The 13618-nt window shown below is 66.6% G+C and carries 11 protein-coding genes; 7 read left to right on the top strand and 4 right to left on the bottom strand.

Features of this window, described 5'->3' with window-relative positions; translation table 11 throughout:
- Window positions 1–30: 30 nt before the first annotated feature.
- A complete protein-coding gene (locus G342_RS0114305) occupies window positions 31–1308 on the bottom strand; it encodes an L-fuconate dehydratase (protein WP_018183845.1) in 1278 nt (425 codons plus the stop codon).
- Here G342_RS0114305 and G342_RS26280 point away from each other — a divergent pair.
- A complete protein-coding gene (locus tag G342_RS26280; protein ID WP_198010796.1) occupies window positions 1308–1922 on the top strand; it encodes a hypothetical protein in 615 nt (204 codons plus the stop codon). The two genes, G342_RS0114305 and G342_RS26280, sit on opposite strands and share 1 nt — an antisense overlap.
- Window positions 1923–1980: 58 nt before the next feature.
- On the opposite strand, the gene G342_RS0114295 is transcribed toward G342_RS26280, so the two are convergent.
- Both G342_RS0114295 and G342_RS0114290 read right to left on the bottom strand, forming a co-directional pair.
- On the bottom strand, window positions 1981–3048 hold the full coding sequence (locus G342_RS0114295) for a D-TA family PLP-dependent enzyme (RefSeq protein ID WP_026304443.1): 1068 nt from the start codon (window positions 3046–3048) through the stop codon (window positions 1981–1983).
- Between the two features lie 61 nt (window positions 3049–3109).
- Window positions 3110–3865 (bottom strand): SDR family oxidoreductase, encoded by a 756-nt coding sequence (locus G342_RS0114290; protein WP_018183842.1) that lies wholly within the window; start codon window positions 3863–3865, stop codon window positions 3110–3112.
- A gap of 183 nt (window positions 3866–4048) precedes the next feature.
- On the opposite strand from G342_RS0114290, the gene G342_RS0114285 reads away from it, so the two are divergent.
- From G342_RS0114285 to G342_RS0114260, 6 genes are all read left to right on the top strand, one after another.
- The gene (locus tag G342_RS0114285; RefSeq protein ID WP_018183841.1) at window positions 4049–4423 is read left to right on the top strand and encodes a RidA family protein; all 375 of its coding nucleotides are present in this window, start codon (window positions 4049–4051) and stop codon (window positions 4421–4423) included.
- Between the two features lie 95 nt (window positions 4424–4518).
- On the top strand, window positions 4519–5991 hold the full coding sequence (locus tag G342_RS0114280; protein WP_018183840.1) for a M81 family metallopeptidase: 1473 nt from the start codon (window positions 4519–4521) through the stop codon (window positions 5989–5991).
- Between the two features lie 136 nt (window positions 5992–6127).
- Window positions 6128–7564 (top strand): MFS transporter, encoded by a 1437-nt coding sequence (locus tag G342_RS0114275; protein WP_018183839.1) that lies wholly within the window; start codon window positions 6128–6130, stop codon window positions 7562–7564.
- A 56-nt stretch (window positions 7565–7620) separates the two neighbouring features.
- Entirely contained in the window at window positions 7621–8874 is a 1254-nt protein-coding gene (locus tag G342_RS0114270) for an aminopeptidase (RefSeq protein ID WP_018183838.1), read from the top strand.
- Window positions 8875–9059: 185 nt separating this feature from the next.
- Window positions 9060–11759 (top strand): bifunctional lysylphosphatidylglycerol flippase/synthetase MprF, encoded by a 2700-nt coding sequence (mprF, locus tag G342_RS0114265; RefSeq protein WP_198010795.1) that lies wholly within the window; start codon window positions 9060–9062, stop codon window positions 11757–11759.
- On the top strand, window positions 11756–13147 hold the full coding sequence (locus G342_RS0114260) for a virulence factor family protein (protein WP_018183836.1): 1392 nt from the start codon (window positions 11756–11758) through the stop codon (window positions 13145–13147). Before mprF ends, G342_RS0114260 begins: the two co-directional genes overlap by 4 nt.
- 26 nt (window positions 13148–13173) lie before the next feature.
- On the opposite strand, the gene G342_RS0114255 is transcribed toward G342_RS0114260, so the two are convergent.
- Entirely contained in the window at window positions 13174–13605 is a 432-nt protein-coding gene (locus tag G342_RS0114255) for a DoxX family protein (protein ID WP_018183835.1), read from the bottom strand.
- Window positions 13606–13618: the final 13 nt, after the last annotated feature.

Raw genomic sequence — 13618 nt, 5'->3', positions numbered from 1 at the left:
CGAAGTACCAACGCCTTTTTTATCCGCGGCTTAGTCGACGAAAGTGTGGTCGGCGATCGATTCCGCCTTCATCTCGATCGAGAAGCCCGGCAGCTTCGGCGGCATGTAGGCGGCGTTCTGGATGTCGCAGGGCTCGATGAAGTGCTCGTGCAGATGGTCGACATACTCGATCACCCGGCCTTCCTTGCTGCCCGAGACGACGAGATAGTCGATCATCGACAGGTGCTGGACGTATTCGCACAGGCCGACGCCGCCGGCATGCGGCCAGACCGGCTTGCCATACTTCGCCGCCATCAGCAGCACCGCCAGAACCTCGTTCAGGCCGCCGATGCGGCAGGCATCGATCTGCACGATGTCGATGGCGTTGCGCATGATGAACTGCTTGAACATGATGCGGTTCTGGCACATCTCGCCGGTCGCGACCTTGATCGGCGCGACGCCCTCGCGGATCTTGCGATGGCCTTCGACGTCATCGGGGCTGGTCGGCTCCTCGATGAAATAGGGCTTGGCGAAAGCGAGCTGCTTGACCCAGTCGATCGCGGCATCGACTTCCCAGACCTGGTTGGCGTCGATCATCAGGAAGCGGTCCGGACCCATGACCTCGCGGGCCGCCTTCAGACGACGGATGTCGTCCTCGAGATCGCGGCCGACCTTCATCTTGATGTGGTTGAAGCCCTGGTCGACGGCTTCCTGGCAGAGGCGGCGCAGCTTCTCGTCGCTATAGCCGAGCCAGCCGGCCGAGGTCGTGTAGCAGGGATAGCCCTCGGCCTTGAGCGTGGCGATGCGTTCGGCCTTGCCGATCTCGGCCTGCTTCAGGATGGCGAGGGCCTCGCCGGGCGTGATGCCGTCGGTCAGGTAGCGGAAATCGACGATCTTGACGATCTCTTCCGGCGTCATCTCGGCGACGAGCTGCCAGACCGGCTTCTTGACTTCCTTGGCCCAGAGGTCCCAGGCGGCGTTGACGACGGCGCCGGTGGCCAGGTGGATGGCGCCCTTGTCCGGGCCGATCCAGCGCAGCTGGCTGTCGCCGGTGATGTGGCGCCAGAAGCGGCCGGGATCTTCCTTGATCCAGTCGAGTTCGAGGCCGATCACCAGATGATCGAGCGCGCGGATCGCGGCGCAGCAGATCTCGTTGCCGCGGCCGATGGTGAAGGTCAGGCCGTGGCCGGAGAGCTGGGGATTGTCGGTATCGAGGATGACATAGGCGGCCGAATAGTCCGGATCCGGGTTCATCGCGTCCGAGCCGTCGAGCGATTGCGAGGTCGGGAAGCGGAGATCGAAGACGCGAATGCCAGTAATGCGGGTCATTGTTCTTTGCTTTCGTCTTGTCGGCGCGGTCGGGAGGAACCGCCCGGACATCACGGTGGGGGGCGCCGTGGTGGATGCGTCCAGCTTCCGAATACCTTACGGCCCGGACCTCGGCAACGGCCCTGCCGGCCTCGCAACCTGACGATGCGGGCGGATTTCCTATCGCCCATCGGAAAGTCATGCGGCATTATCAGGATGGCGATTCGGCAGCCAAGCCGAACGGAATGCATTTCGACCGGGAGAGACCAGACGTGCTGTTTCCTCGATTTCGGTCCAAGGAACGCGATATTCGTAGTGATGTCGAGCGGTTGGCATCGGTCGAAAGCGCGATATCGAAGGTGATCGACGAGGTCGAACAGGAACTGGCCGGCCTCACGGCGCGCATCGAGGAAGCCCGCGCCCGCGCCGCGTTTCTCTATGGCGACATGCTCGAGGGCGAGAACCCGGATACCGCCGGCGCCGCGGCGATGCTGACCGATGCGGAGCGTCTTCTGGTGCGCGGCGACGTGCGGCTGGTCGAGATCCACGGCAATCTCGCCTTCCTGCGCGACCTGCGGCAGCGCACGCTTTCCGAATCCGGCCGCCTGCAGGCCTACGCCGCCCAGGGTGAATGAGCTGACCCCGGTGATCGACGCCCCGGCCTGAACCGAGGCGTCATTTCCATGATTTCGTTCAGTCGACGCGACCACGCGCCGCCACCGCCACCGTCTCGACGACATGGTCGCCGGAGACCAGGTGGACGTGGTCGAACAGGTTCGAGACGGGGCAGGCGTGGTTCGGCAGGATACGCAGCCGGTCGCCGACCTTCGGCTTCTTGGCCGAGGCCGAGAAGTCGATATTGCCGTGCTCCTCGCTCATGCCGTAGATCACCGCGTCGGGATAGCCCATCACGGTGCCGTAGCCGCTGAGGCCGAGCAGGTCGCTGGTCAGCGCCTTCGAGCCGGCGTCGACGATGGCGCGGTCTGCCGTCGGCCGGCTGACCACCGTCACCAGCACGTTGAGGGCGCAATCCTCCTCCGTGGCGACGCCGCGGGCGACCAGCGATCGGTCGTAATAGATATAGGTTCCGGGGCGATATTCGGTGGCGATCGCCGTCTCGTGCGCGCGCCAGAGGTCGGGCGTGCCGCCGGTCGAGATGGCCTTGGCCGGCAGGCCGGCATCGGCGAGCTTCGCCGCCGCTTCCTCGAGCCATTGACGCGCGCCGGCGGAGTTGCCAGCCGGCGGATAGGTCATCAGGCCGCCGAAGACGAGGCCGGGGGTCGAAGCGATCCGGCGGGCGAGCGCGACGGCGTCGTCGGGCGTCTGCACGCCACAGCGGCCGGCGCCGGTATCGCATTCGATCAGCACGTTGAGCGGTGCGTCGGCGGAGTCGGCGAACGTCGCGGCATAGCCGTCAACGACATAGTCGCTGTCGGCGGTGACGGCGAGCGTCACCCGCCTGGCGAGATCCTTCAGGCGGGCGAGCTTCTCCGGCGCCATCAGATTGTAGGGCAGGAAGATGTCCTCGATGCCGGCATCGGCCATCACTTCGGCTTCGCCCAGCTTCTGGCAGGTGATGCCGATGGCGCCCAGCTCGAGCTGGCGCTTGGCGAACAGCGGCAGCTTGTGCGTCTTGATGTGCGGCCGAAGGCGCACGCCATGGGCATCGGCATAGTCCTGCGCGCGCTGGAGATTGGCTTCGGCCTTGTCCAGGTCGATCACGACGCAGGGGGTCTGAAGGGTATCGATATGTCTCGGCATGATGTCCTCGCCTGGCCGCGGCCGCGGCGGATGGGGTTGCTGGTGCGACGGGCTTCGAAGGTCAGAAGACGTCGCGGATGAAGCGCAGATTGCCCGCAGTGAGCCCGGCATCGACGGGCAGCGCAACACCTGTGATGGCGCCGGCGAGCGGCGAGGCCAGGAACAGGGCGGCGTTGGCGACGTCGGAGGGTACGACCAGCTTGCCGAGCGGATAGTGCGCCACGACCTTAGTCAGGAGGCTCGGATCCTTCTCGACGCGATGATCCCAGGCCGGCGTGCGCACGGATCCGGGGCAGATGCAGTTGGCGCGGATGTTGTCACGGCCATTCTCGACCGCGATCGCTCGCATATAGGCGATGAGCCCGGCCTTGGCCGCCGCATAGGCCGGATTGCCGTAATGGGCGAGGGCATTGACGGTCGACGTCATGACGATGGCGCCGCCGCCATTGGCGATCATCGCCCGCATCGTCGGGTCGATGAGGTTGAAGCTGCCGGTCAGGTTGATGTCGACTTCCTGGTTCCAGGACTTCTGATCGACCGTATCCATCGTCTCGGCCCGGCTGAACCCGGCATTGCTGACGAGAACGTCCGGCGTGCCGTGCTCGGCGACGAGGGCCGCCACCGCGCGGGCCGTCGCTTCCGCATCCGTCAGCTCGAACACCGATTTCGCGACGCCCTGCAGCGGCGCCAGCAATTCCGGATCGCGGTCGCAGGCCGTCACGCGGGCCCCGGCCGTTTGGAACGCGGCCACGAGGGCGCGGCCGATGCCGCCTCCGGCGCCGCTGATCACCACATGCTTGTCGTTCAGACCGAACATTCTCATTCCTCCGCCTGCCGCAAGGCTCTTTCGGATCGGGCAACAAAGCAACCGGCCAAATGCAGTGTTTCGCCGGTTTCCTGTCGATAATCGGGGCGATTTATTCTAGCCTCGCCGCCGCTACTCTGGGGTGGTCTGATGGCCCGCTGTCGGGCCGCCTCGCATAACCAAAGGGGCTTGTCCATGAGCAAACTGAAGATCGTCTACGGCGCCTCGCATGTGCCGCTCTCCCCGGCCGTGCGTGCGGGCGATTTCGTCTATGTCTCCGGCCAGGTGCCGACCGACGCGAGCGGCACCGTCGTCGTAGGCGGCATCGAGGCGCAGACCCGGCAGACGCTCGAAAACGTCAAGGCGGCGCTGGCGCTGGCCGGCTGCACCATGGACCAGGTGGTCAAGACCTTCGTGATCATCACCGACGCGCGCGACTTCGGTGGCTTCAACAAGACCTATGCGACCTTCTTCGAGAAGGACCCGCCGGCGCGCACCACGGTCGAGGCCCGGCTGATGATCGACATCAAGGTCGAGATCGAGGCCATCGCCTACGCCCCGCTGGGCTGACGCGGTCACGGCCGTTCGAAACCGGCTCGACCATCGGACCCCGGCCCGGCACGGGTCGGGTCCGATGACCCCCTTTCCAGGATCCTTCCCGAATCATGCGCATCTTCACTGCTTCGCTCGCGACCGAGACCAATACGTTTTCGCCCGTCCCGACCGACCGGGCGAGCTTCGAGATGGCATTCTATGCAGGACCTGGCCGGCATCCCGAGACGCCGACGCTCTGCTCGTCGCCGATCGTGGCGCTGCGTCGCCGCGCCAAGGCTGACGGCATCGACCTGGTCGAGGGCACTGCGACCTGGGCGGAGCCGGGCGGTCTGTTGCAGCGCGCCACCTTCGAAGGTTTGCGCGATGAAATCCTCGACCAGCTTCGCGCCGTCATGCCGGTCGACGCCGTCGTGCTCGGCCTGCACGGCGCCATGGTGGCGCAGGGCTATGACGATCCGGAGGGCGATCTGCTCGCCCGCATCCGCGAGATCGTCGGCCCCGATGTCCTCATCGCCGCCGAACTCGATCCGCACAGCCACCTGACGCCGAAGCGCGTCGCGAATTCGAACATCCTGGCTGCTTTCCTCGAATTCCCGCACACGGATTTCTACGAGCGCGGCGAGCATGTCGTCGATCTCGCCATCCGCGCGCTGCGGGGAGAGATCAAGCCGGTGATCTCCACCTTCGACTGCCGGATGATCGACGTTTTCCCGACCAGCCGCGAGCCGATGCGTTCCTTCGTCGACCGGATGAAGGCGATGCACGGCAAGGACGGCATCCTGTCGGTGTCGCTGATCCACGGCTTCATGGCCGGCGACGTGCCCGAGCTGGGCACGCGCATGCTGGTGGTGACCGACGACCGCAAGGCGGAGGGCGACGCGCTGGCCGAGAAGCTCGGCATGGAGATCTTCTCGCTGCGCGGCAAGACGATGATGCCGCAATTCGGCATCGACGCGGGGCTCGATCACGCGCTGGCGCTAGTCGCCGGCCGGCCGGGCAAGCCGGTGGTGCTGGCCGACACCTGGGACAATCCGGGCGGCGGCGTTGCCGGCGACGGCACGCTGATCCTGCGCCGGATGATCGAGCGCGGCATCGACAACGTCGCCGTCGCGACGATCTGGGATCCGCTCGCCGTCACCTTCTGCCTGGCGGCGGGCGCGGGGGCGCACATCCAGCTGCGCTTCGGCGGCAAGGCGGGGCCGGACGGCGGTGCGCCGATCGACGCCATGGTCGAGGTTGTCCGCGCCGTCGAGGAGAGCTGGCAGAGCTTCGGCGCCAGCCGCGTCACGTTCGGGCCGACGGCCCTGGTCCGCATTCTCGGCACCGAGATCGACGTCATCCTCAACACCAACCGGACCCAGACCTTCGAGCCGGACGCCTATTCCAATCTCGGGCTCGATCCATTGGCGAAGGAGATGCTGCTGGTCAAGTCGACTAACCATTTCCATGCCGGCTTCGCGCCGATCGCCGCCGAGATCGTCTATATCGACGCTGGCGCGCCCTATCCGTCCAATCCGCGCGTCACCGATTATCGCAAGCTCAACCGGCCGATCTGGCCGCGCGTCGAGAATCCGCACGGCTGACGGCGGGAATGCGGCGTCACCCGCGCGCCGCATTCCGCTTGTGCTCGGCGCGCGAAAGCGCGATGAATCAGGGGTTCGATGTGTCGCCGGCTGGCACCACGTCGCCCCGCCCTGATCTCCCTCGCCGTCGGCCGGCATGACCTTCGCAGCACCGCAGAAATCGACCTGGATTGCCTTGCTCGTCGCTGTCGCGTTCTTCATGGAGAACCTCGACGGCACGGTGATCGCGGCGTCGCTGCCCCAGATGGCGGCCTCCTTCGGCGTGGAGGCGGTCGATCTCAACATCGGCATGTCGGTCTACATGCTGACGCTGGCGATCTTCATTCCGGCGAGCGGCTGGATGGCGGATCGCTTCGGCGCCCGCACCGTCTTCGCCTGGGCGGTTTTCGTCTTCACCATCGCCTCCGTCTTCTGCGCGCTCAGCGACAGCGTGCTGACTTTCGTGCTCGCGCGCATCCTGCAGGGGGCCGGCGGTGCCATGATGGTGCCGGTCGGAAGGCTGGTCGTGCTGCGCAATGCGTCCAAGAGCGAGCTGATGCGTGCGATCGCCGTGCTGACCTGGCCGGCGCTGTCGGCGCCGATCCTCGGCCCGCCGCTCGGCGGCTTCATCACCACCTATGCCTCCTGGCACTGGATCTTCATCCTGAACGTGCCGATCGGCATCGTCACCCTGGCGCTGTCGTTCTGGCTGATCCCGAACGAGCGCGTCGCCGAGCGGCAGAGCTTCGATTGGCTCGGCTTCATCCTGACCAGTATCGCCTGCGCTGGGCTGATGTACGGACTCGACCTGGTCGGACAGAGTCATGTCGACTGGGTCGTCGGCGCTGGCATCCTGGCGGCGAGCGCGCTGTTCTTCTGGGTGGCGCTGCGCAATTCGAGCCGACATCCGCATCCGCTGCCGGATCTCTACGGCCTCGCCATCCAGACCTTTGCAGTGACCATGAAGGGCGGCTCGCTGTTCCGTACCGCCGTCAGCGCCGTGCCGTTCCTGCTGCCGCTGATGTTCCAGCTCGGTTTCGGCCTCGATCCGTTCCAGGCCGGCCTCTATGTGCTGGCGCTGTTCGCCGGCAACCTCGCGATGAAGCCGTTCACCAGCCTGGTGCTACGCACCTTCGGCTTCCGCACGACGCTGATCGGCAACGGCCTGTTCTTCGTCGCGACCCTGTTCGGCTGTGCCATGCTGACACCGGCGACACCCTGGCCGATCCTCATGATCGTGCTGTTCCTGAGCGGCGCCGCGCGCTCGATGCAGTTCACTGCGATCGGCACCATGGCCTTCGTCGATGTTCCGCAGGACCGGATGAGCGGCGCCAACACGCTGTTCAGCCTCGTGCAGCAGATTACCTTCGGCCTCGGCATCGCGCTCGGCGCGATCGCGCTGCGCCTGGCCGATGCCTGGCTGACGCCGGACATAGAAGGCTTGACGCTCGCCGACTTCCACGTCGCCTTCCTGATCGTCGGCGTTGTCGGCCTGTTCGGCCTCTACGATTCCTTCGCCCTGCCGCGCGACGCCGGCACCGCGGTCAGCCGACATCGTCTGCGCGAGCGGGCCGTCGCGACGCCGCGCCCTTGACGCAAAGCCGGTCCAATCCCTAGTTCGAGCCAAACCTGATAGTGGAGTTCCAGCCCATGACGATGATGCACCGTGATCCCTCGCTCACCCACGAGCAGAAGCTCGATAGGCTGGGCGAAGTGGCCGTCCGGGTCGGCCTCGGCCTGCAGGAAGGCCAGGAGCTGGTCATGACCGCCTCGCTCGACGCGCTGCCCCTGGTGCGGCGCATCACCGAGCATGCCTACAAGGCCGGCGCGTCGCTGGTCACGACACTGTTCTCCGACGAGGAAGCGACCCTGATGCGCTTCCGCCATGCCCGTGACGGCTCGTTCGACGTCGCCTCCGGCTGGCTCTTCGACGGCATGGCATCGGCCTTCAGCAACGGCGCTGCGCGCCTTGCCATCGCCGGCGAGAACCCGTCCTTGCTCGCTGGTCAGGATCCCGACAAGGTTTCGCGCGCCAATCGCGCCCGCTCCAAGGCCTACACGCCCGCCATGGAACGGATCGTCGGCTTCGACATCAACTGGACGATCACATCCTTTGCGTCGCCGGCCTGGGCGCGGACCGTGTTCCCGAACGAACCGGAGGAGGTCGCGGTCGCCAAGCTCTGGGATGCGATCTTCGCTGCCTCGCGCGTCGATCTCCCCGATCCGATCGCGGCCTGGGGCGAGCACAACAAGGCGCTGCACGCCCGCACCAAGCTCTTGAACGACAAGCGTTATTCGGCGCTGCGCTTTGTCGGCCCCGGCACGGACCTGACCGTCGGGCTGGCCGACGACCATGCCTGGGAAGGCGGGGCCTCGACGGCCAAGAACGGCATCGTCTGCAACCCGAACATCCCGTCGGAAGAGGTGTTCACCACGCCGCACAAGGACCGTGTTTCCGGCCATGTGACGAGCACCAAGCCGCTCTCCTACCAGGGCACGCTGATCGAGGACATCGCCGTCCGCTTCGAGGACGGCCGCATCGTCGAATCCACCGCCCGCACCGGCGCCGACGTGCTGGCCAAGGTGCTCGATACCGATGAAGGCGCGCGCCGGCTCGGTGAAGTGGCGCTGGTGCCGCATTCCTCGCCGATCTCGGCCAGCGGCCTGCTCTTCTACAACACGCTGTTCGACGAGAACGCCGCCTGCCACATCGCGCTCGGCCAGGCCTATTCCAAGTGCATTCGCGGCGGCGACAAGCTGAGCCCCGACGAGTTGGCGGCGAGGGGCGCCAACAAGAGCCTGATCCATATCGACTGGATGATTGGTTCCGGCCAGGTCGATATCGACGGCATCGCCGCCGATGGCAGCGCCGAACCGATCATGCGCCAGGGCGAATGGGCCTGACGTAGCAGCGCCGGGCGTCCCGCGACGGAAGGCAGCAGGTCATGCCATGTAAATCTGCTGCTGTCTTCCGCGCACGGCCTCAATCCAGCCAGATTTGAGGCTCTTCAACCTTGCATCGGATGCAAGGAGAATGGCGGCGGCCCCTATCGACAGCATGTCGATTGTCGCGCCGGCGCCGTGACGTCATGATGAGCGATAGCGTTACATTGCTCGCACGCAGCGCCCGTCGCCGCGTGGAAAAGCTGCGTGAAGACATGGCCGATCCGCACAGGGACGAGGCGCCGGACTGCAGCGAAACCGGCGCTCCGTCAGCACCGCGTTTTGAGCGGCTCCGCGCTGCCCTGGCGCCCTGGCGTCCCGCCATCGCCGCGCTGGTCGGCGTCGCCGTCGTCATCCTCGTCTGGCTCGCCGTGTCGCGGCTGGTCGCGGAGGTCAACTATGACGACGTCCTCGACACGCTGCATGCGACGCCGTTCTCGGCCATCGCCGCGGCGATCGGCTTCACGGCGCTGAGCTTCCTGGCGCTCAGCATCTACGATCAGTCGGCCCTTCGCTATCTCGGGCGCTCGGTGCCCTATCCGATCGTCGCGCTGACCGCCTTCTGCGCCTATGCGGTTGGCAACACCGCCGGATTCGGTCCGCTGACCGGCGGCGCCATTCGCTACCGCTTCTATTCGCGCCTCGGCTTCGAGCCGGCCGACGTCGCCAAGATCGTCGCGTTTGTCACTGTCGCCTTCGGCCTTGGTCTTGCCGGTGTCACCGGGCTCGGCCTGACCTTCGCCGCCGCCGATCTCGCGGCGCCGCTCGCCTTGCCGCCGGCGCTGCTGCGGGGGATCGGCGTCGCCGTCCTCGCAGCCCTCGCGGCACTTGTCGCTTATTCGGCCTATGGCGGCGGCAAGATCGGCGGGCGCGGCTTCTCCCTGGCCCTGCCGCGGCCGGGGATCCTGTTGACCCAGTTCGGCGCCACCCTGGTGGACGTCTCGGCGGCGGCCGCCGTGCTCTGGGTGCTGTTGCCGCAGACGGATGTCGGCCTGCCGGCCTTCATTGCCGTCTATGCGGTGGCAATCGGCCTCGGCGTCGCCAGCCACGTGCCGGCCGGGCTCGGCGTGTTCGAGGCGGTGATCATTGCCGTGGTTGGTCGAACGGCCTCCGTCGACGAGGTTTTGTCGGCGCTCATCCTGTATCGCGTGATCTATTACGGCCTGCCGTTGCTGGCGGCGTCGGCGTTGGTGACCGGGCTCGAAGTGCAGCGGGCCGCGTCCGGGGCGCAGGCATCCCGCGTGCTGAGGGCCGGAGCGCAATTGTCGCCGCGGGTGCTGGCGGCTCTGACCTTCGCCATGGGCGCAGTGCTGATCTTCTCCGGCGTGACGCCGGCTTCCGACCAGCGGCTGGACCTGCTTTCCGGCCTGCTGCCGCTGCCGATTGTCGAGGGCGCGCATTTCCTCGAAAGCGTCCTCGGCCTTGGCCTGATCGCGATCGCGCATGGGCTTGCGCATCGCCTGGATGGCGCCTGGTGGGCGGCGGTGACGGCGGCGGGCGCCGCGGTTCTGCTGTCGCTCCTGAAGGCGATCGCGATCAGCGAGTCGATCGCGCTGGCGCTGCTGTTCATCGCTCTCCTGGCGACGCGGCGCGAGTTCAACCGGCCGGCGTCGCTTCTGCACCAGCGCCTGACGCCGGGCTGGTACCTGGCGATTGCGACGGTGATCGTCACGGCGCTCGCCGTCATGCTGTTCGTCTATGCCGATGTCGACTATTCCAACCAGCTCTGGTGGCAGTTCGAGTTCTCGCAGGAAGCCCCGCGCAGCCTGCGCGCGCTTCTCGGCGTCGTCATCGCGGCTGGATCGATCGCCGCCTGGTCGCTGCTGCGGCCCTCGAAGGGCAAGACCGGACGACCGAAGCCGGAGGAAGTGGCCGAGGCGGTCCGCATTCTCGAGGGCCAGCCTTATCCGGACGCCAATCTCGTGCGGATGGGCGACAAGACGCTGCTGTTCTCCGACGATCGCCGCGCCTTCATCATGTTCGGCCGCCAGGCGCATTCCTGGGTGGCGCTGTTCGACCCGATCGGGCCGCGCGATGCCTGGCCCGGGCTGATCTGGCAGTTCGTCGAGATGGCGCGGGCGGCGGGCGGCCGCGCCGTGTTCTATCAGGTGATGCCGGAGAATTTGGCGCTCTACGCCGATGCCGGCATGCGCGCCTTCAAGCTGGGCGAGGCGGCGCAGGTCGATCTCGAAGGCTTTGATCTGAAGGGCGCGAAGCGGGCGGGCCTGCGCCACGCGTTCAATCGCAGCCAGCGCGAGGGACTGAGCTTCGAGTATCTCGAACCGGGCGAGGTGGCAGGATCGATCGACGACCTCGAAGCCATCTCGAACCGCTGGCTGGCCGAGCACAGGGCCCGCGAGAAGCGCTTTTCGCTCGGCGCCTTCGAGCGCGGCTATGTGATGTCGCAGCCGGCGGCCGTCGTGCGCAGAGAGGGGCGGATCGTCGCCTTTGCCACCGTCATGACGACGGAGACCAAGGAAGCGGCGACCGTCGATCTGATGCGGTTCGATCCTGGTGTTCCGGCCGGTGCGATGGAGTATCTGTTCGTCTGCGTGATGCTGCATCTCCGCGCGCTCGGCTATCGCTGGTTCGACCTTGGCATGGCGCCGCTCGCCGGCTTGTCCGAGAGCCCCGCCGCGCCGATGTGGCACCGGTTGGGCCGGGCGGTGTTCGAGCATGGTGAACGCTTCTATAATTTTCACGGGCTCAGGGCTTTCAAGGCGAAGTTCCAGCCCGAGTGGCATCCTCGCTACATGGCGGTATCGGGCGGCATGTCGCCGGCCCTGGCCCTGGCCGATGTGACCGTCCTGATCAGCGGCAGCCTCAAGGGAGTCGTTGGAAAGTGATCCGAGATCTGATCTTCGCGGCGCTGATCGCCAGCGCAGCCGCGCCCGCTCTCGCCGACGATGCGGCGCCGAAGCCGACGAATTTCCGCGCCGGGCTGCTCGGCACGCCGCAAATCCTGGTGCCGGACGGGGATGTCGGCGGCGCGGTCTTTCTGTTTTCCGACAAGGCCGGCTGGACGCCGGCCGATGAAACCCTGGCGACCGGTCTGCAGCAGGCGGGGGCCATCGTCGTCGGCGTCGATACGCCGAAATTCCTCGCCGGGCTGGAGGTCGACAAGGTGGACGAGTGCGTCTACCTCGTCGCCGACATCGAGGATCTGAGCCACCAGATCCAGCGCTCGCTTGGCACCGCCATATATCATTCGCCTATCATCGCCGGCATCGGGACGGCCGGCACGCTAGGTCTCGCCATCGCCGCACAGACGCCGGACGCGACGATCGGCCGGACCGTCGTGGTCGACCCGCAGAAGGTCCTGCCGCTGGTGAAGCCGCTTTGCACCGACGCGCCGCGGACCGCGGCGGCCGGCGGCGCCGTCTACGGTCTCGCCGAAGGCGACCTGACCAATCCCGTCGACGCCATCTACACGCCGGCCGCGCCGGCCGACGGCAAGGCGCATGTGGTCGATCTGCAGAAGCAGGGGTTCAGGATTAAGGACAAGACCGCCGAGGGCGATGCGCATGCCGCGCTGCAGGAGCGTCTCTTGCATGTCCTGACGCCGAAATCGTCCAGCGAGGATCCGCTGGCCGATCTGCAGCTGATCGAGCTGCCGGCCACGGCCCGGCACAACACCATGGCGATCGTCTATTCCGGCGATGGCGGCTGGCGCGATATCGACAAGTCGGTCGCCGAGGCACTGCAGAAGCAGGGCGTGCCGACGGTCGGTGTCGACTCACTGCGCTATTTCTGGTCGCAGAAGACGCCGGAACAGACGTCGGCCGATCTCGCCCGCATCATTGAGGCCTATGTCGAGCGCTGGAGCGTCGATCACGTCATCCTGATCGGCTATTCCTTCGGCGCCGACGTGCTGCCCAACGCCTATAACCGCCTGCCGACGGAGGTGAAGGACACGGTGGCGGAGCTCTCGCTGCTCGGCCTCTCCGAAGCCGTCGACTACGAGATCTCGGTCGGCGAGTTCCTCGGCACAAGCTCAAGCGAGGGCGAAACGCTGCCGGACCTGAAACAGATCAAGCCGGCCCTGGTGCAGTGTGTCTATGGCGAGGACGAGGAGGATTCCGCCTGCCCGAAGCTCGAAGGCACCGGCGTCGAGATGATCAAGACCACCGGTGGCCATCATTTCGACGGCGACTATGATGCGCTGGCGGCCAGGATCCTCGACGGCTTCAAGCGCCGCGTTGCGGGGCAGGGCCATCCCCAGGCGGCGCGGTAGGTAGCCGCCCGGGGAGTTCACCCGGATCAGGCCCTGGACCCGCTTGTCTCGCTGCTGTTGAGCCAGCGGATCAGGGACGAGCGCAATACCAGCCGCTCGCCTGGTCCGTGCACCGCCGCGAACAGCAGGCCGGCGATGAAGGTGAAATGGTCGATGAAGGCGCCGATTTCCATCTGGCTGTTCCAGTGCGACGGACCGTGGAAAGCGAAGGCGAGGAACAGCACATAGGCGGCGGCGAGCAGGGCGGCTTCCGAGAAGAAGGCGCCGGTCAGGAACGCAGCCGCGAGTGCCACTTCGAAGAAGGCCGCGATCCAGGCGAGGAACAGCGGGAACGGGAACCCGGCCGACGCGATATAGCCGGCAGTCGCATCCATGCCGGCGAATTTGAACGTCGCGGCCATGATGAAGATGCCGGCGAAGATCAGCCGGGCGACGAGGATTGCTGCGGTCTTGCCCATGATGGAACCCTCC

Origin of the sequence: Kaistia granuli DSM 23481 (genome assembly GCF_000380505.1) — a bacterium.
Lineage (GTDB): Bacteria > Pseudomonadota > Alphaproteobacteria > Rhizobiales > Kaistiaceae > Kaistia > Kaistia granuli.
This window is presented reverse-complemented; position numbering and strand designations above follow the sequence as displayed.

Bases quoted from the DNA above. Each gene is read 5' to 3' on its own strand.
- mprF (WP_198010795.1), top strand. From the start codon at position 9,060: ATGATGAGCGATAGCGTTACATTGCTCGCACGCAGCGCCCGTCGCCGC.
- G342_RS0114295 (WP_026304443.1), bottom strand. From the start codon at position 3,048: ATGCCGAGACATATCGATACCCTTCAGACCCCCTGCGTCGTGATCGAC.
- G342_RS0114255 (WP_018183835.1), bottom strand. From the start codon at position 13,605: ATGGGCAAGACCGCAGCAATCCTCGTCGCCCGGCTGATCTTCGCCGGC.
- G342_RS0114305 (WP_018183845.1), bottom strand. From the start codon at position 1,308: ATGACCCGCATTACTGGCATTCGCGTCTTCGATCTCCGCTTCCCGACC.
- G342_RS0114270 (WP_018183838.1), top strand. From the start codon at position 7,621: ATGACGATGATGCACCGTGATCCCTCGCTCACCCACGAGCAGAAGCTC.
- G342_RS0114275 (WP_018183839.1), top strand. From the start codon at position 6,128: ATGACCTTCGCAGCACCGCAGAAATCGACCTGGATTGCCTTGCTCGTC.
- G342_RS0114280 (WP_018183840.1), top strand. From the start codon at position 4,519: ATGCGCATCTTCACTGCTTCGCTCGCGACCGAGACCAATACGTTTTCG.
- G342_RS0114290 (WP_018183842.1), bottom strand. From the start codon at position 3,865: ATGTTCGGTCTGAACGACAAGCATGTGGTGATCAGCGGCGCCGGAGGC.
- G342_RS0114285 (WP_018183841.1), top strand. From the start codon at position 4,049: ATGAGCAAACTGAAGATCGTCTACGGCGCCTCGCATGTGCCGCTCTCC.